The sequence below is a fragment of the Sphaerotilus sp. FB-3 genome (assembly GCF_023706025.1).
Lineage (GTDB): Bacteria > Pseudomonadota > Gammaproteobacteria > Burkholderiales > Burkholderiaceae_C > Sphaerotilus > Sphaerotilus sulfidivorans.
The window spans coordinates 36,650-52,498 of record NZ_BQWE01000037.1; the positions used below are offsets into that span (position 1 = coordinate 36,650).

Sequence of the window (15,849 nt, forward strand, 5' to 3'; positions counted from 1 at the left end):
CTTCCGCATGACCTCGTCCACCTCGTCCCCCGACACCGGCGCCGCCCGTGGCGCCATCCTCGCCCGGCTGCGCCAGAGCGCGCCGTCGCAGCCGCTGCCCGCGCCCTCGCTGGCGGCCTATCACGCCGGGCCGTTTGGCCGCGGCCGCCTGGGTGCACGCATCGATCCGGCCGCGCTGATCGGCCCGTTCGAGGCCGCCGCGCGCGGCTGGCGCGCCGACCTGCGCCATGCCACGCCCGCCGACTGGTCGGCGGTGGTGCGCACGGTGCTGGCCGAGCACGGCGCGCGCCGCGTGGCCGTCGGTCGCGGGCCGGCCGCCGATCCCGGCTTCATGGCCGCGCTGGCCGAGGTCGAGACCTGCCGCTTCGACCGACCGCTGGAGCACTGGAAGACCGAGCTGTTCGACCGCATCGACGCCGGCCTGACCACCGCACGCGCCGGCATCGCCGACACCGGCACGCTGGTGCTGCGCCCCGGGCCGCAGGAGCCGCGCACGCTGTCGCTGGTGCCGCCGCTGCATGTGGCGGTGCTGCGCGCCAGCGACCTGTACGCCAGCCTGCCGGCGGCCATCGCCGCGCAGGACCTGGCCACCACCGGCATGCCGACCAACCTGGTGCTGGTCACCGGCCCGTCCAAGACCGCCGACATCCAGCAGGTGCTGGCCTTCGGCGCGCATGGCCCGAAGGCGCTGGTGATCGTGCTCGTCAATGACCTGGAGGTGTCCCTGTGACTGAAGCCCCGCTGACCTTCGTCGATCCGCGCCAGTTCAAGGCCAACACTCGGGTCGCGGTCGACGACGACCATCTGCGCGCGAGCTTCCGCAGCGCGATGGATTTCCTGCAGACCAAGCGCGCCGGCCATTTCAGCGACCGCGACGGCTTCGAGGCGCTGCGCGGCGTCGGCGAGGCGGTGCGGCAGTACAGCCTCTCCAGGCTGCCCGAGCTGCTGGAGCGGCTGGAGACCAATCTGAAGGCGCGCGGCGTGCACGTCCACTGGGCGCAGACGCCCGAGGACGCCAACGCGATCTTCCTGGCGATCGCGCAGCGCCACGGCGCGCGGGCGATGGTCAAGGGCAAGTCGATGGTGAGCGAGGAGATCGAGCTGAACCACCGCATGCTCGAGCACGGCATCGACTGCCTGGAGAGCGACATGGGCGAGTACATCGTCCAGCTCGCCGGCGAGCGGCCGAGCCACATCATCATGCCGGCGATCCACAAGACCAAGCAGCAGATCGCCGCGCTCTTCGAGGAGAAGATTCCCGACACGCCCTACACCGAGGATGTCGACGCGCTGATCGCGATCGGCCGGCGCGTGCTGCGCGACCAGTTCCGCGACGCGCCGATCGGGGTGTCGGGCGTGAACTTCATGGTCGCCGACACCGGCACGCTGGTGCTGGTCGAGAACGAGGGCAACGGCCGCATGTGCACCACGGTGCCCGACGTGCACATCGCCATCACCGGCATCGAGAAGGTGGTCGAGACCTTCGAGCAGGTGCTGCCGCTCTACAGCCTGCTGACCCGCTCGGCCACCGGTCAGGCGATCACGACCTATCTGAACGTCATCACCGGACCGCGCCGGGAAGGCGAGGGCGAGCTGGACGGCCCGCGCGAGCTGCACCTGGTGCTGCTCGACAACGGCCGCACGCAGGCCTACCGCGATGCCGACTTCCGCCCGACGCTGCAGTGCATCCGCTGCGGCGCGTGCATGAACCACTGCCCGGTCTACGCGCGCATCGGCGGCCTGGCCTACGGCACGACCTATCCGGGGCCGATCGGCTCGATCATCTCGCCGCACCTGCTCGGCCTGGAGCCGACGCAGGATCTGCCCACCGCCAGCAGCCTGTGCGGCGCCTGTGCGGAGGTCTGCCCGGTCGGCATTCCGATCCCCGAGCTGCTGATGCAGCTGCGTCACGCCGCCAAGCACGATGCCGAGCCCGGCCACGCGCCGCTGGCCGGCCAGGCCAGCGCGAAGGACTGGAAGGAGGCGCTGGCCTGGAAGGCCTGGGCGCAGGTCAACGCCAGCCCGGGCCTCTACGGCACGCTGACCGGCATGGCGCACCGGCTGCGCGGCCTCACGCCGCCGTGGCAGGCCGGCTGGACCGCGAACCGCACGCCGCTCAGGCCGGCGGCGCGCGGCCTGCGCGAGCGGCTGAAGGATGAAGGCTGAGGGCTGAGCCGTTCAGCCCTCCGCCGCGCGGGTCGACAGCACGATGCAGGTCGTCGTCGCGTGGGCGTAGAGGCGGCCGTCGGGGCCGAACAGGCGGCCTTCGGCGAAGCCGGCCTGGCGGCCGGCGTGAATCACCCGGCCCTCGGCGCGCACCCGCTCGACCTGCGGCGTGAGCGCGCGTACATAGCTGATCTTCAGCTCGGCGGTGGTGTAGGCGCGTCCGGCCGGCAGCATCGTGTGCACCGCGCAGGCGACGCAGGAGTCCAGCAGCGTCGCGATCCAGCCGCCGTGGATCGTGCCCATCGGGTTGGCGTGGCGCAGGTCCGGCCGGCCCTGGAAGACGAAGCGGCCGGGCTCGAACTCGATCGGCAGGAAGTCCATCGTCGCGCCGATCGGCACCGAGGGCAGCTCGCCGCGACGGATCGCGGCGAACCACTCCATGCCGCTCAGGTGCGCGATCTGTGCCGGCCGCGCCACGCCCGGCGGACCCAGCGTGGCGCGCACCCGCTGCTCGTCATCGAGCCAGCGCGCCAGCGTGGCGGCGGGAGAAGCGGCGGGATCGGTGTGGGCGTCGGTGTCGGTGTGGCTCATCGGGGTCTCCTCGTCGGCATCCGGGCAGGCCGGGAGCCCGCAGAAGACCACGCCGGGCGGGCCGGGCGCTGTCACCCGCGGGTCAGATCCGGGTCAATGCCCGTGGCCGCGGTGCGCGCCGCCGACATGCACGCCCGCATGGAGGCTGCCGTCGCCGGTCGCGCCCTCCGGGCCGGCGGGCTCGCCCGAGGCCAGGCCGGCGAGGATGCCGCAGTGGCCGGCGTCGCTGGCCTGCGCGCAGCGTGCGCGCAGGGCCAGCAGCCGCGCCTCGAGCTGCTGCAGCTCGAGAATGCGCGCGCTGACGTGGCCGATGTGCGCGTCGAGCAGCGCATTGACCGCATCGCACGGCGCCTGCGGCGTGTCGTGCAGCGCCAGCAGCACGCGGATCTCGCCCAGCGACATGTCGAGCGCACGCGCCTGGCGGATCAGTCCGAGCCGTTCGACATCGGCCGGGCCGTAGCGCCGGTAGCCGTTGTCCTGCTGGCGTGGCGGCTCGGGCAGCAGGCCCTCGCGCTCGTAGTGGCGGATGGTGCCCACCGGCGTGCGGGTGGCGCGGGCCAGTTCGCTGATCTTCATGCGTGCATGGTCGCATGCACGAGGGGCGATGTCAGGGCTTGACCCTGAAGCCGCTTCAGGGTTTGCAATGCCGTCATCCCGATCTGACGATGGAGCTGTCCCGATGAGCGATTCCTGCTGCGATCACGGCCATGGCCATGCCTGTTCCCCGCCACCGGCGCCGACCAGCGGGCGCTACCGCCGCGTGCTGTGGGCGGCGCTGCTGATCAACGCGGCGATGTTCGCGGTCGAGATCGGCGCGGGCCTGCGCTCGGGCTCGGTGTCGCTGCTGGCCGACGCGATCGACTTCCTGGGCGATGCGGCCAACTACGGCGTGTCGCTGTGGGTGCTGGGGATGTCGCTGCGCCACCGCGCGGGCGCGGCGCTGCTCAAGGGCGCCAGCATGGGCCTGTTCGGCCTGGTGGTGCTGGGCCGTGCGCTGTGGAGCTTTTCGCAGGGCACGGTGCCCGAGGCGACGACGATGGGCGCGGTCGGCGCGCTGGCGCTGCTGGCCAATGTCGCGGTCGCCGCGATGCTCTACGCCTGGCGCGAGGGCGATGCCAACATGCGCTCGGTCTGGCTGTGCAGCCGCAACGATGCGATCGGCAATGTCGCGGTGATGGTCGCCGCGCTGGGCGTCTTCGGCACCGGCCGCGGCTGGCCGGACCTGATCGTCGCGGGCGTCATGGGCGGGCTGGCGCTGTCGGCGGCGGTGGCGGTGATCCGGCAGGCGTGGCAGGAATGGCGCCTCGGGTCCCGGCTATCGCGGGCATGAATCTATTCAAATGGATTGATTCATAGCCGACATCTAAATTCCCCCTGTCCCGACGGGCACTTCCCGGTGCCTGTCTTTCCCACCCCCAGGCCCCCCAGGAGAGATCAGATGAGCACGGATGCGAACAGCACGACACGCGGCGGGCAGTGCCCGGTGATGCACGGCAGCCCCACGAGCGCCCGCACGGCGCAGGCCCAGGCCGACTGGTGGCCGCGGGCGCTGAACCTGGACATCCTGCATCAGCACGACACCCGCACCGACCCGATGGACGCCGGCTTCAGCTACCGCGACGAGCTGCGCCAGCTCGATGTGGAGGCGCTCAAGCGCGACCTGAAGGCGCTGATGACCGACAGCCAGCCCTGGTGGCCGGCCGACTGGGGCCACTACGGCGGCCTGATGATCCGCATGGCCTGGCACTCGGCCGGCACCTACCGCATCGCCGACGGCCGCGGCGGTGCCGGCAGCGGCAGCCAGCGCTTCGCGCCGCTGAACTCCTGGCCGGACAACGGCAACCTCGACAAGGCGCGCCGCCTGCTGTGGCCGATCAAGAAGAAGTACGGCCGGCGCATCAGCTGGGCCGACCTGATGATCCTGGCCGGCAACATGGCCTACGAGTCGATGGGGCTGAAGACCTACGGCTTCGCCTTCGGCCGCGAGGACATCTGGCATCCCGAGAAGGACATCTACTGGGGCGCCGAGAAGGCCTGGCTGGCGCCCACCGGCAGCGAGGGCAGCCGCTACGCCGGCAGCCGCGACGGCGAGCGCACGCTCGAGAACCCGCTCGCTGCGGTGATGATGGGCCTGATCTATGTGAATCCGGAAGGCGTCGACGGCCAGCCTGACCCGCTGCGCACCGCCCGCGACATGCGCGAGACCTTCGCCCGCATGGCGATGGACGACGAGGAGACGGTGGCGCTGACCGCCGGCGGCCACACCGTCGGCAAGGCGCACGGCAACGGCGATGCCGCGCAGCTCGGCCCCGCGCCGGAAGGCGCCGATCTGCACGAGCAGGGCCTGGGCTGGAATGCCCGCAGCGGCCGCGGCATCGGCCGCGATGCGGTGACCAGCGGCATCGAGGGCGCCTGGACCACCCATCCGACCCGGTGGGACAACGGCTATTTCGACATGCTGTTCGGTCACGAGTGGACGCTGCGCAAGAGCCCGGCCGGCGCCTGGCAGTGGGAGCCGGTCGACATCCGCGACGAGGACCGTCCGGTCGATGTCGAGGACGCCTCGATCCGCTGCAATCCGATCATGACCGACGCCGACATGGCGCTGAAGATGGATCCGCTCTACCGGCCGATCGCCGAGCGCTTCCACCGCGATCCGGCGCATTTCAGCGAGGTCTTCGCCCGCGCCTGGTTCAAGCTCACCCACCGCGACCTGGGCCCGAAGGTGCGCTATCTCGGCCCGGATGTGCCCGCCGAGGACCTGCTCTGGCAGGACCCGGTGCCGGCGGGCCGCAGCGACATCGACCTGGACGCGGTGCGCGCGCAGATCCGCGCCAGCGGCCTGAGCCTGGCCGATCGCATCGCCACCGCCTGGGACAGCGCGCGCACCTTCCGCGGCTCGGACAAGCGCGGCGGCGCCAACGGCGCGCGCATCCGCCTGGCACCGCAGAAGGACTGGGCCGGCAACGAGCCCGAGCGCCTGGCGCGGGTGCTGGCGGTGTACGAGCGCATCGCCGCCGACACCGGCGCCAGCGTGGCCGACGTGATCGTGCTGGCCGGCAGCCTCGGCGTCGAGGAGGCGGCGCAGGCGGCTGGCGTGCCGATCGCGGTGCCTTTCCTGCCCGGCCGCGGCGATGCCACCGACGCGACGACCGATGCGGCCTCCTTCGCGGTGCTGGAGCCGCTGGCCGACGGCTTCCGCAACGGGCTGCGGCAGCACTTTGCGGCCACGCCGGAGGAGCTGCTGCTCGACCGCGCGCAGCTGATGGGGCTGAGCGCCTGCGAGATGACGGTGCTGGTCGGCGGTCTGCGCGTGCTCGGCGTCAATCACGGCGGCAGCCGCGACGGCGTGCTGACCGACCGGGTCGGCGTGCTGTCGAACGACTTCTTCGTCCATCTGACCGACATGGGCCTGAGCTGGACGCCGGTGGGCCGCAACCGCTACGAGCTGCGCGATCGTGCCACCGGCACGCCGCGCTGGACGGCGAGCCGGGTCGATCTGGTCTTCGGCTCGAACTCGGTGCTGCGCTCCTACGCCGAGCTCTATGCCCAGGACGACAGCCGCGAGAAGTTCGTGCGCGACTTCGTCGCCGCCTGGGTCAAGGTGATGAATGCCGACCGCTTCGACGTGCCGGGCGCGGCCTGGTCGGATCGGCGCGCCTCAGCCTGAGATCGGGGTGATCGTCGCGACCGGCTCCGGCGCCAGCAGGGTGCGCTGGCGCAGGCCGCGCACCGTGCCCATCGACAGACCGAGCACGATCACCGATGCGAAGGCCAGCAGCAGCGGGCCGAACACCGGCATCGGGCCGCCGCTGCCTTGGCGGCCCAGCTCCAGCGTCAGCCCGGCAAAGGCCGCCAGCGGGAAGGACACCGCCCAGTGCCCGACCGAGAAGGCCTGCGAGACGATGCGCTGACCCTGCGTCGCCACCCACAGGAAGCAGGCCAGCGCCACGCCCCAGGCCATCCAGCCGACCAGCGCAGGCGCCCCCAGCGCCAGTGCCGACAGGCCGATCACCGCCGGCGGCGCGACCAGGATGAAGAGCGAGGGCATCAGCCGCTCCGGCCACAGGCCCTGCGAGGCGATGCGCACCAGCAGCAGCGCCATCACCAGCGGCCAGAACAGCAGCCCGATGCCGAACTGCGCCGCCGCCCACTCGGCATGACCCAGCTCGACGCCGGCCAGCGGCACCAGCACATTGCCGACCACCGCGATGATCAGCACCGGCGTGACCGTCGCCCACTGCAGGCCGCCGGCGCGGTTGCCGGCCCACCAGCGCGACAGCACCCAGACGGTGACCGCGAGCTGGCCGAGGCTGCCGGCCCACCAGACGGCCTCGGCCAGCGCACCGGGGCCGTCCAGCGCCACGCCCAGCGTGCCCAGCAGGATCAGCGATACCGGCAGGGTCGCGACGAAGGCATGGCGCACCGGATGGCGCAGGTCCTCCGCCCAGGCCTCCGGGTGGCGCTGCAGCCGCAGCACGCTCAGGCCGGCCAGCACCAGGAAGACCGCCGCGGCCAGCCCGCCCAGCGCGATCGACAGCGCCAGCGCCGGCTCGCCCATCAGCGGCACCGCGCGCCGCCAGGCCAGCGCCAGGCCGGACAGGCCCATGACGATCGAGAACCAGGCGGGGGAGAGGAATTTCAGTGCGGGTGCGGCAGCCATGAGGCTGCACTGTAGCGAGTCGTCCGCTCGGGCGAGGCGGACGGGGCATGATCCTGCGCACGTCCGGCGCGCGCCGGCCCGGGTATAACGCCGCTCATGCCGAATCTTCCGATCCGATCCCGCCGGCGGACGCTGGGCCTGCTGGCTGCCGCGCTGCCGCTGTCCTGGCTGGGGGCCTGCTCGCCGGCCGGCGGCCCCGATGCCCCGGTCTCGCTCGAGACCGCCCGCGCCGAGCTCGAGGCCGGTCGTGCGCTGGTGTTCGACATTCGCGAGCCGCACGAACATGCCACCGGTGTCGCTGCCGGCATGCGGCTGCTGCCGATGAGCCAGCTCGAGGCGCGGCTGGCCGAGATCCCGCGTGATCCCGCCCAGCCGGTGCTGCTGATCTGCAATACCCAGAACCGTTCCGCCCGGGTGGCGGCGCTGCTGCACGAGCGCGGCTACGCGAATGTGCGTCATGTCGGTTCGGGCATGAGCGGCTGGGCTGCACGGGGCTGGCCGATGGTGGCGCCCGCGTCCTCGGGCCCGCTCGGGAGCGGCTCATGAGCGCAAGCCAGTTCTGGGACCAGCGCTTCGCGGGCGAGACCTTCAAGTACGGCCTGGAGCCCAACGCCTTCCTGCGTGCCGAGGCGACGCGGCTGGCGCCGGGCTCGCGGGTGCTGGTGCCCGGCGACGGCGAAGGACGCAACGGCGTGTGGCTGGCGCAGCAGGGCCACCGGGTCTGCTCGGTCGATGCCTCGCCGGTCGGGCTGGACAAGGCCCTGCGGCTGGCGCGCCAGCGCGGCGTCGACATCGATGTCGAGCTGGGCGATCTGGAGGTCTGGGCGCCGGTGCCGGGCGCCTGGGACGCGCTGGTGCTGATCTATGTGCACCTGCCCTTGGCCTGGCGGACCCAGGTGCATCGCCGGCTGGCGCAGGGGCTGCGCCCGGGCGGGCGGGTGATCGTCGAGGCCTTTCATCCCGCGCAGCTCGGCCGCGACAGCGGCGGGCCGCGCGACCTCGACATGCTCTGCACGCTGGAGGATCTGCGCGCCGACTTCGGCATGCTCTGCGAGGAGCTCTCGGGCTGGCAGGGCGAGGTGATGCTCGACGAGGGCCCGGGCCACCAGGGTGCGGCGCAGGTGACGCGCTGGAGTGCACGCCGGCGCGGCTGAGGCCCGGCGTCGGCCGCGCCAGGCGGATCAGGCGTGGCTGTCGAGCCGGAAGGCCGACACCGCGCCCACCAGGTCCTGAGCCTGGCGCTTCAGGCCGTCGGCCGCGGCCGCCGACTGCTCGACCAGCGCGGCGTTCTGCTGCGTGGCCTGATCCATCTTCGTCACCGCCTCGCCGATGTGGCTGACGCCGACGCTCTGCTCGGCGCTGGCGTGGCTGATCTGCGCGACGATCTGGCTGACCTGCTCGATCGAGCTGACGATCTCCTGCATGGTCCGGCCGGCCTGATCGACCAGATGCGTGCCCTGCTCGACCTGGTTGACGCTGCCGGTGATCAGCGTCTTGATCTCGCGCGCCGCGGCGGCCGAGCGCTGCGCCAGGTTGCGCACCTCGGTGGCCACCACCGCAAAGCCCCGGCCCTGCTCGCCGGCGCGTGCGGCTTCGACCGCCGCATTCAGCGCCAGGATGTTGGTCTGGAAGGCGATGCCGTCGATCACGCCGATGATGTCGGCGATCTTCTTCGAGCTGCCGTTGATGCCGCGCATCGTCTCGACCACCTCGTCGACCACCCGGCCGCCCTGCGCGGCGATCGAGGCGGCGCTGCTGGCCAGCTCGTTGGCCTTCTGCGCGTTGTCGGCGTTGTGGCTGACGGTCGAGTTGAGCTGAGCTGGTCCATCGTCGAGGCGGTCTGCTGCAGGCCGAAGGCCTGCTCCTCGGTGCGGCGGCTCAGGTCCTGGTTGCCCTGCGCGATCTGCAGGCTGGCGTTGGCCACCTCGTCGGCGTTGGACTTCACATGCTGGACGATGTCGCGCAGGCTGTCGCGCATGCGCGCCATCGCGCCGAGCAGCTGGCGGGTCTCTTCATTGCCCTCGGGCTCGATGGCGCGGCTGAGGTCGCCTTCGGCCAGCCGGTCGGCCGCCTCGACCGCCGAGCGCATCGGCCGGGTCATCTGGCCGCTGAGCCAGAAGGCCGCGCCGGCCAGCAGCGCGCCGGTCACCAGCAGCGTGGCGGCAATCAGCCACTGTGTCTGTGCCACCGCAGCGCTGGCCGCCTCGCTCTGCAGGTGATAGTTGCCGGTGATGCTGTCGGAGAGCTGCTCCATCGCGTCTTCCAGCGCCAGGAAGCTGGCCTGCAGCGCCTGCAGATCCTGCTGCACGCCCGCCGGATTGCTGCGTGCGCCAGCCACCACCCGGCTGGCGGTGTCCAGATAGACCCGCACCTTGGGCTCGACCGCGTCGAGCGCGGCCAGCGTCGTCGCATCCGGCGTCAGCGCGCGCAGCGCCTTGAGCTGCTGCTCGAAGTTCTGGCCGTGCTCGCGCAGATCCTTCTGGGCCTCGTCGATGCGCGCCGGCTCGTTCTGCAGCGCGCCCAGCACCGCCAGCTGGGCATCGCCGCGCACCGCGTCATGCATCATGTCGGCCTCCTGGCTGTGCTGCAGCGCCTGGCTGGTGCCGATCACGTCGCCGATCGTGCCGCCCAGGTGGCGGCCTGACAGCAGGCCGATGCCTCCGTCGCCGCAGCCGCAGCCACGCCGGCCAGGCCAAGCGCGATGATCTGGGAGCGCATCTTCATCTTCGAATCCCGTGCGTGATGAGTCAGATGCGCATCTTGGCGAGTGGCGGCCGCGCCCAGGATCCGAAAAGCGCCAGCGCAGTCGCGTGATTCGCGCTCAGGTTGGCGCCATGCCGGCAACGGTATAGACGGTGCGCGAGGGAAAGGCGAACTGCAGCCCCATCGCGGCGAGCTCCTTCATCAGCGCCAGGTTCAGCGCCTGCTGGCGGTCCATGTAGACGTCGTAGGACGGGTCGCGCACGATGTAGACCACCTCGAAGTCCAGCGAGCTCTCGCCGAAGCTCTTGAAGTGCGCGCGGCGGAACTCGAGCTGCGGGTCGGCCTCGATGAGGCGGCGCAGGCGCTGCGGCACCTCGGCGAGCTGCTCGGGCGTGGCGTCGTAGGTCAGGCCGAAGCCGAAGGCGATGCGCCGGGTCTGCTGGCGCTTGAAGTTCGACACCGTCTGGCGCAGCAGGTCGGTGTTGGACATGACGATCTGCTCGCCGTTGATGCTGCGGATGCGCGTGGTCTTCAGCCCGACGCGCTCGACCGTGCCGGAGACCGCGCCCACCGAGATCGAGTCGCCGACCTCGAAGGGCTTGTCCACCGCGATCGACAGCGAGGCGAACAGGTCGCCCAGGATGTTCTGCGCCGCCAGCGCCACCGCGATGCCGCCGATGCCGAGGCTGGCGACGAAGGCGGTGATGTCGATGCCCAGGTTCGAGAACACCGCCAGCCCCAGCACCGACCACAGCAGCGTGCGCAGCGCCCACGACAGCAGCGTCGTCGACGCGCCGGCCGGCGCGTGGCGTTCGCCGTACAGACGCAGGCTGCCGCGGATCAGCCGCTGGCCCCACAGCCCCGCCTGCAGCGCCAGTGCGATGAACCAGAGCTGGCCGAGGCGCTCGTCCCAGCGCGCGCCGAAGTCGAGCATGTTCAGACCGACCAGGAGCGCGAACAGCGTCAGCATGCCGGGGCGGGTCGCCGAGAGCATGTCGGCGATCAGATCGTCATAGCGGTTGCTGGAGCGCTGCGCGACCCGCTCCATGCGGTGCCCGACCAGTTCCAGGCCCTTGCCCAGCGCGGCGCGCACCGCGATCACCACCAGCAGCGCGGCCAGCATCTGCAGCCAGTCCACCTGGGCGAGAAAGGTGCCGGCGCCGCGCCCCCATTGTTCGAAGACATCCAGGTCCATGTTCAGTGTTCTCCTTGGACCACAGCATCGGCCGGCGCCGGCGCGCCGTCTGCCGGGCGCCGGGCGGTCCGGCTGTCGGTCTTGGCCTACATGCCGAGCCGGCGGCGGCCGATCGGCGCACGTGCGCTCCGGCCCGATGCTGGGGCCATGTTCCGCTCCGCCTCCGATCGCTCCGCCGCCGCCGCGCCTTCCCGCTGCGGGCCCTGCCGCGCTGCCGCGGCGGCGATGCTGCTGGCCGGCGGGCTGCTGTCGGCCTGCGCGGCGGGTCGGCTGACCGATACGCACCAGATCGACCAGGCGCTGCGCCAGGCCGAACTGCAGCCGGCCGCGGTGGCGGCCTCGGCGGTGCAGGTGGTCGGCCCGCAGGGCGCGATGGCGCCGGCGCCGGCGCGGCGGGTGATCGCACAGGTCGCGGCCGAGGGCGAGGCCGGGCTGCTGCGCCACCATCTGGCGGTGATGGGCGCGCAGTCGCGGGTGCGGCTGTACAGCCACAACCGGGTGCGCCTGCTCGAGGACGGCCCGGCCACCTTCGACGCGATGTTCGCGGCGGTCGAGCGCGCCCGCTCCAGCGTGATGGTGCAGAGCTACATCGTCGACGACGCCGAGCTGGCGCAGCGCCTGGCGCGGCTGCTGGCGCGCAAGCGCGCCGAGGGCGTCGAGGTGGCGCTGCTGCGCGACGCGGTCGGCTCCTTCGGCACCGATCCGGCGCTGTTCGAGGCGCTGCGCCAGCAGGGCGTGCCGAGCTGCGAGTTCAACCCGGTCAATCCGCTCCGGCGCCTGGGCCACTGGGGGCTGCTGCACCGCGATCACCGCAAGATCGTCGTCGTCGACCGCGAGACCGCCTTCACCGGCGGCATCAACATCAGCGCGGTCTATGCGTCGGGCTCATGGGCCGGCTCGTCGGGCCGGCGTCCGCCCGAGGGCCGCGATCCGGCGCAGTCGGGCTGGCGCGACACGCAGGTCGAGATCCGCGGCCCGGCGGCGGTGCGGCTCGATGCGCTGGTGCGCACCACCTGGCAGCGCCAGGGCTGCGAGGCGGTGCTGGCGCCGCCGCAGGAGCCCTCGCGCGAGCAGCCGGCCGAGGCCCTCGGCGACGACGTGGTGCGCGTCGTCGCCAGCGGCCCCGACGAGCCCGGCGACAACCGCATCCACGCCACGCTGCTGGGCGCGATCGCCGCCTCGCGCCGCAGCGTGCATCTGACGATGGCCTATTTCGCGCCGGGCGACCGCATCGTCGAGGCGCTGTGCGAGGCCGCCCGCCGCGGCGTCGACGTGCAGCTGGTGCTGCCGTCGATGAGCGACTTCGCGCCGGTGCTGCACGCCGGGCGCGCGCGCTACGAGCAGCTGCTGTCGGCGGGCGTGCGCATCCACGAGCTGCAGCACTCGGTGCTGCATGCCAAGACCTTCGTGGTTGACGGCGTGCTTTCCAGCGTGGGCTCCAGCAACATGGACTGGCGCAGCTTCACCGGCAACGACGAGGTCAACGCCTTCGTGCTCGGGCGCGATTTCGGCGCCGCGATGGAGCGCATGTTCGAGCGCGACGTCGCCGACTCGCGTCCGGTGACGCTGGCCTCCTGGCGCGAGCGGCCCTGGCCGGGCCGGCTGGCCGAGCGCGCCGCGCTGATGTTCGAGCGCCTGTGGTGAGCGGCCCGCCCGGCCCCGGCCACCGGCCCCCGTCCGTCCTTTCTCCCTTCCCGTTCCCGACTTCATCAAGGAGATTTCGATGTCCCAGCACAAGGATCACCCGCTGGCCGCGCAGCGCCAGCTCGCCGACCTGATCGGCAAGGACCGCTTCGCGATGCTGACCGAGCCCGGCACCGGCGAGCTGCTCGAGAGCCGGCCGATGACGCTGCTGGAGTTCGACGCCCAGGGCCTGCTGTGGTTCTTCTGCCGGCGTCAGGCGGACGCCCGGCCGCATCCGGTCAATCTGGCCTTCAGCGACGAGGTGCATTCGACCTTCGTGTCGATCGCCGGCCGCGCCGAGCAGGTCGACGACCGCGAGCGTATCCACGCGCTGTGGACGGCCGCCGCGCGCCCGTGGTTTCCGGACGGTCCGGACTCGCCGGACCTGGCGCTGCTGAAGATCGTGCCGCTGAAGGTGGAGTACTGGGACGCGCCCGACAGCCGGGTGGTGCGTGGCCTGGCGCTGGCCGCCTCGATTCTGAGCGGCTCGCCGGTGGGGCTGGGCGAGCACGGCGTGCTCGGCAGCGTGCGCAGCGAGCCGGCGCCGCGCTGAACGCGGCGGTCAGGGCTGGGTGGCGGCCGGGACGGCGGCGGTCGTCGCGCCGCGCAGCGGCGCCGGATCGCTGCCGGCCTCGCGGGCCTGCAGCATGCGCAGCTGCGCGATGCGTCGGCGGGTGGCCGGATGCGTCGGCGTGTCGCCGGCGGCCGGGCGGCGCATCAGCAGCGACAGCGCCTCGTCCAGCCCGACGCCGAGCTGCTGCGCCAGGCGGAAGCCGAAGGCATCGGCCTCGAACTCCTGGCGGTGCGACAGCTCCGCGCCGTCGCGGCCCAGCGCCTGCGCGACCGGATCCGTGGTGTCGGGCCGGACCTCGCCGGGAATGTGGTGGCGGTACAGGCCGACCAGGCAGTCCCAGTGCCCCAGCACCAGATGGCCGTACTCGTGCGACAGCAGCATCAGCCGCTCGCCTTCGGGCAGATCGCCGACCGCCTCGCCCACGACCAGCAGCCGGCCCAGCATCGCCTCGGCCTGCACGCCGCCCTGCATCACCCGCAGCTCGACCGGATGCGCCGGCGGCACCAGCGCGACCAGGCGCGCGAAGCTGGCGCGCACCCGCGCGGCGCGCTCGCTGTCGGCCGGGGCCGCGACACGGCCGTCCAGCCGCGAGAGCTGCGAGCGCTCGAGCACTTCGGTGATGGTCTCCGCCCGTGCGGTGCTGGCCAGCAGGGCCCCCAGCAGGGCCAGCGTCAGCGTGATCCGGCGCATGTCGTACTCCTTCGGGCCGGATTCGCGTGTCTTGGCGCCCATCGCCGTGCATCGCCGCCGCCGTCCATGGCAGCCCGATGCAGGAAACAGGCCCGGCATCAGGGTTGACCCGGATTGTAGGTCTTGATCCGGATCATGATTTCCGGATCAGCCGGCCTTCGCGTGCATTCCTGTCGGCGGTGCACGCCTCGCGGGCGCCGTAGGGGCAGTGCCCCGGCTTCGGCCCGACCTGCGGGTGCCTGCGGCAGGTGTTGGGGCGCTGCTCGTAGACGGTGCAGCGGCGCGTGGTGGCGTCGAGAAACTGGCAGTCGCCGTTGGCGCGGCGCGCCATCGTGAAGATGCCGTCCTTCTGGTTGTAGCGTTCGACCTGCCTGCTCTTGACCAGCCGGCGGGCGATCAGGCGGGGCTCTTCATGCTCGGCCTCGAAGGCGTCGACCAGGCCGAGGCGCACCAGGTCGGGCAGGCGGATCTCGACCGGCATGGTGCAGCAGTTGGCCGCGCAGCTGTCGCACAGGCCGGCGCGCCAGCGGGTCCAGGTCTCGAGGCGATCGACGTCGACGATGTGGATCGGGGATCTCATGCGGGCACAGGCACAGGAGAAGCGAACAAGCGAGCCGGAAAAGCAAGAAGCCCGCTTGAAATCAAGCGGGCTTCTCTTGTTCTGGTGGCCAAGGGCGGAATCGAACCACCGACACGCGGATTTTCAATCCGCTGCTCTACCAACTGAGCTACTTGGCCGTCGAGAAAGAAATTATGGCACGTATTCTTTTGGATCTGCAAGCGTTTCGGCGAGATTTTTTTCTGACCGTGTTCAGCCGGCGCCGCGCTTGTTGCGGCTGAGGTCGACGCCGAGCTGCTTGAGCTTGCGGTAGAGGTGGGTGCGCTCCAGGCCGGTGCGCTCGGCCACGCGGGTCATGCTGCCGTTCTCGCGCACCAGGTGGAACTCGAAGTAGGCCTTCTCGAAGGCGTCGCGCGCCTCGCGCAGCGGCCGGTCGAGGTTGAAGCTCTGGTCGGCCTGCGGGCCGCTGGCCATGGTGATGCCGGCGGAGGCCGCCTGATGCGCATGGCTGTTCAGGTTCTGGATCGTCGGCACATAGCCGCCGTGAACCGGTGCGGCGCTGATCACCACCGGCTCGCTGCCGGGCAGGTCGATGCGGTCCGGGCGCTGGGGCGGCAGGCTGGCGGCGGCGGTCTCTCCCGGTCCGGTGCGGGCCGGCTGCGGCTTGGCCAGACCCTGCTCGACCGCGCGCAGCAGCTTCTGCAGCGTGATCGGCTTTTCCAGGAAGGCCATCGCGCCGTATTTGGTCGCCTCGACCGCGGTGTCGATGGTGCCGTGGCCGGACATCATGATGACCGGCATCGTCAGCTGGGCGCCGCTGTTCCACTCCTTCAGCAGCGTGATGCCGTCGACGTCGGGCATCCAGATGTCGAGAAGGACAAGATCCGGACGCTGGCGCTCGCGCAGCATGCGCGCCTGCGCGGCGTTCTCCGCCAGTTCGACGGAGTGACCTTCGTCGGTCAGGATCTCTTGCAGCAGGGCTCTGATGCCCATTTCGTCGTCGACGACAAGTATGTTGGCCATGA

General features: G+C 71.8%; 14 protein-coding genes, 1 tRNA gene and 3 pseudogenes. 8 read left to right on the top strand and 10 right to left on the bottom strand.

The features are described from left to right. Window positions 1-7: 7 nt before the first annotated feature. Together NFT33_RS14365 and NFT33_RS14370 are read left to right on the top strand one after the other, a co-directional pair. Window positions 8-730: a LutC/YkgG family protein gene (locus tag NFT33_RS14365; RefSeq protein WP_251676349.1), complete on the top strand. Its 723-nt coding sequence runs from the start codon at window positions 8-10 to the stop codon at window positions 728-730. After that, window positions 727-2,166 (top strand): LutB/LldF family L-lactate oxidation iron-sulfur protein, encoded by a 1,440-nt coding sequence (locus NFT33_RS14370; RefSeq protein ID WP_220786581.1) that lies wholly within the window; start codon window positions 727-729, stop codon window positions 2,164-2,166. The genes NFT33_RS14365 and NFT33_RS14370 overlap by 4 nt, the downstream gene beginning before the upstream one ends. 12 nt (window positions 2,167-2,178) lie before the next feature. On the opposite strand, the gene NFT33_RS14375 is transcribed toward NFT33_RS14370, so the two are convergent. Then, window positions 2,179-2,757, bottom strand: coding sequence for a PaaI family thioesterase (locus tag NFT33_RS14375; protein WP_251676351.1), 579 nt, complete (start codon window positions 2,755-2,757; stop codon window positions 2,179-2,181). 93 nt (window positions 2,758-2,850) lie between these two features. Further along, a complete protein-coding gene (locus NFT33_RS14380) occupies window positions 2,851-3,333 on the bottom strand; it encodes a Cd(II)/Pb(II)-responsive transcriptional regulator (RefSeq protein WP_251676353.1) in 483 nt (160 codons plus the stop codon). Window positions 3,334-3,436: 103 nt separating this feature from the next. On the opposite strand from NFT33_RS14380, the gene NFT33_RS14385 reads away from it, so the two are divergent. Further along, a complete protein-coding gene (locus NFT33_RS14385; protein WP_251676355.1) occupies window positions 3,437-4,087 on the top strand; it encodes a cation efflux transmembrane domain-containing protein in 651 nt (216 codons plus the stop codon). A gap of 108 nt (window positions 4,088-4,195) precedes the next feature. Continuing rightward, complete coding sequence (katG, locus tag NFT33_RS14390; RefSeq protein WP_259373345.1) at window positions 4,196-6,427, top strand: catalase/peroxidase HPI; 2,232 nt, start codon at window positions 4,196-4,198, stop codon at window positions 6,425-6,427. Here the strand turns inward: katG and NFT33_RS14395 are convergent. Continuing rightward, window positions 6,419-7,420: an SLAC1 anion channel family protein gene (locus tag NFT33_RS14395; protein ID WP_251676357.1), complete on the bottom strand. Its 1,002-nt coding sequence runs from the start codon at window positions 7,418-7,420 to the stop codon at window positions 6,419-6,421. The genes katG and NFT33_RS14395 overlap by 9 nt on opposite strands. Before the next feature lie 96 nt (window positions 7,421-7,516). On the opposite strand from NFT33_RS14395, the gene NFT33_RS14400 reads away from it, so the two are divergent. Further along, a complete protein-coding gene (locus NFT33_RS14400) occupies window positions 7,517-7,966 on the top strand; it encodes a rhodanese-like domain-containing protein (RefSeq protein ID WP_149504622.1) in 450 nt (149 codons plus the stop codon). After that, entirely contained in the window at window positions 7,963-8,574 is a 612-nt protein-coding gene (locus NFT33_RS14405; RefSeq protein ID WP_251676359.1) for a class I SAM-dependent methyltransferase, read from the top strand. Before NFT33_RS14400 ends, NFT33_RS14405 begins: the two co-directional genes overlap by 4 nt. Before the next feature lie 27 nt (window positions 8,575-8,601). Here the strand turns inward: NFT33_RS14405 and NFT33_RS19420 are convergent. Together NFT33_RS19420 and NFT33_RS14415 are read right to left on the bottom strand one after the other, a co-directional pair. Beyond that, a pseudogene (locus NFT33_RS19420) lies at window positions 8,602-9,572 on the bottom strand (methyl-accepting chemotaxis protein); the annotation flags it as partial. A gap of 669 nt (window positions 9,573-10,241) precedes the next feature. Then, entirely contained in the window at window positions 10,242-11,318 is a 1,077-nt protein-coding gene (locus NFT33_RS14415; protein WP_244954329.1) for a mechanosensitive ion channel family protein, read from the bottom strand. A gap of 147 nt (window positions 11,319-11,465) precedes the next feature. Here NFT33_RS14415 and NFT33_RS14420 point away from each other — a divergent pair, with 147 nt between their 5' ends. Together NFT33_RS14420 and NFT33_RS14425 are read left to right on the top strand one after the other, a co-directional pair. Further along, a complete protein-coding gene (locus tag NFT33_RS14420) occupies window positions 11,466-12,962 on the top strand; it encodes a phospholipase D-like domain-containing protein (protein ID WP_251676361.1) in 1,497 nt (498 codons plus the stop codon). Between the two features lie 79 nt (window positions 12,963-13,041). Further along, the gene (locus NFT33_RS14425; RefSeq protein ID WP_251676363.1) at window positions 13,042-13,554 is read left to right on the top strand and encodes a pyridoxamine 5'-phosphate oxidase family protein; all 513 of its coding nucleotides are present in this window, start codon (window positions 13,042-13,044) and stop codon (window positions 13,552-13,554) included. Between the two features lie 9 nt (window positions 13,555-13,563). Here the strand turns inward: NFT33_RS14425 and NFT33_RS14430 are convergent, their stop codons facing one another. The 5 genes and pseudogenes from NFT33_RS14430 to NFT33_RS19365 form a co-directional block, all read right to left on the bottom strand. Beyond that, the gene (locus tag NFT33_RS14430; protein ID WP_251676365.1) at window positions 13,564-14,307 is read right to left on the bottom strand and encodes a M48 family metalloprotease; all 744 of its coding nucleotides are present in this window, start codon (window positions 14,305-14,307) and stop codon (window positions 13,564-13,566) included. Between the two features lie 91 nt (window positions 14,308-14,398). After that, window positions 14,399-14,845, bottom strand: a complete 447-nt coding sequence (locus tag NFT33_RS14435; RefSeq protein ID WP_251676367.1) for a YkgJ family cysteine cluster protein — start codon at window positions 14,843-14,845, stop codon at window positions 14,399-14,401. An 82-nt stretch (window positions 14,846-14,927) separates the two neighbouring features. Beyond that, window positions 14,928-15,003: transfer RNA gene (locus NFT33_RS14440), tRNA-Phe, on the bottom strand. A gap of 73 nt (window positions 15,004-15,076) precedes the next feature. Then, window positions 15,077-15,259: pseudogene (locus NFT33_RS19360) on the bottom strand (helix-turn-helix domain-containing protein); the annotation flags it as partial. A gap of 224 nt (window positions 15,260-15,483) precedes the next feature. Continuing rightward, window positions 15,484-15,847, bottom strand: a pseudogene (locus tag NFT33_RS19365) (response regulator); the annotation flags it as partial. Window positions 15,848-15,849 lie beyond the last annotated feature (2 nt).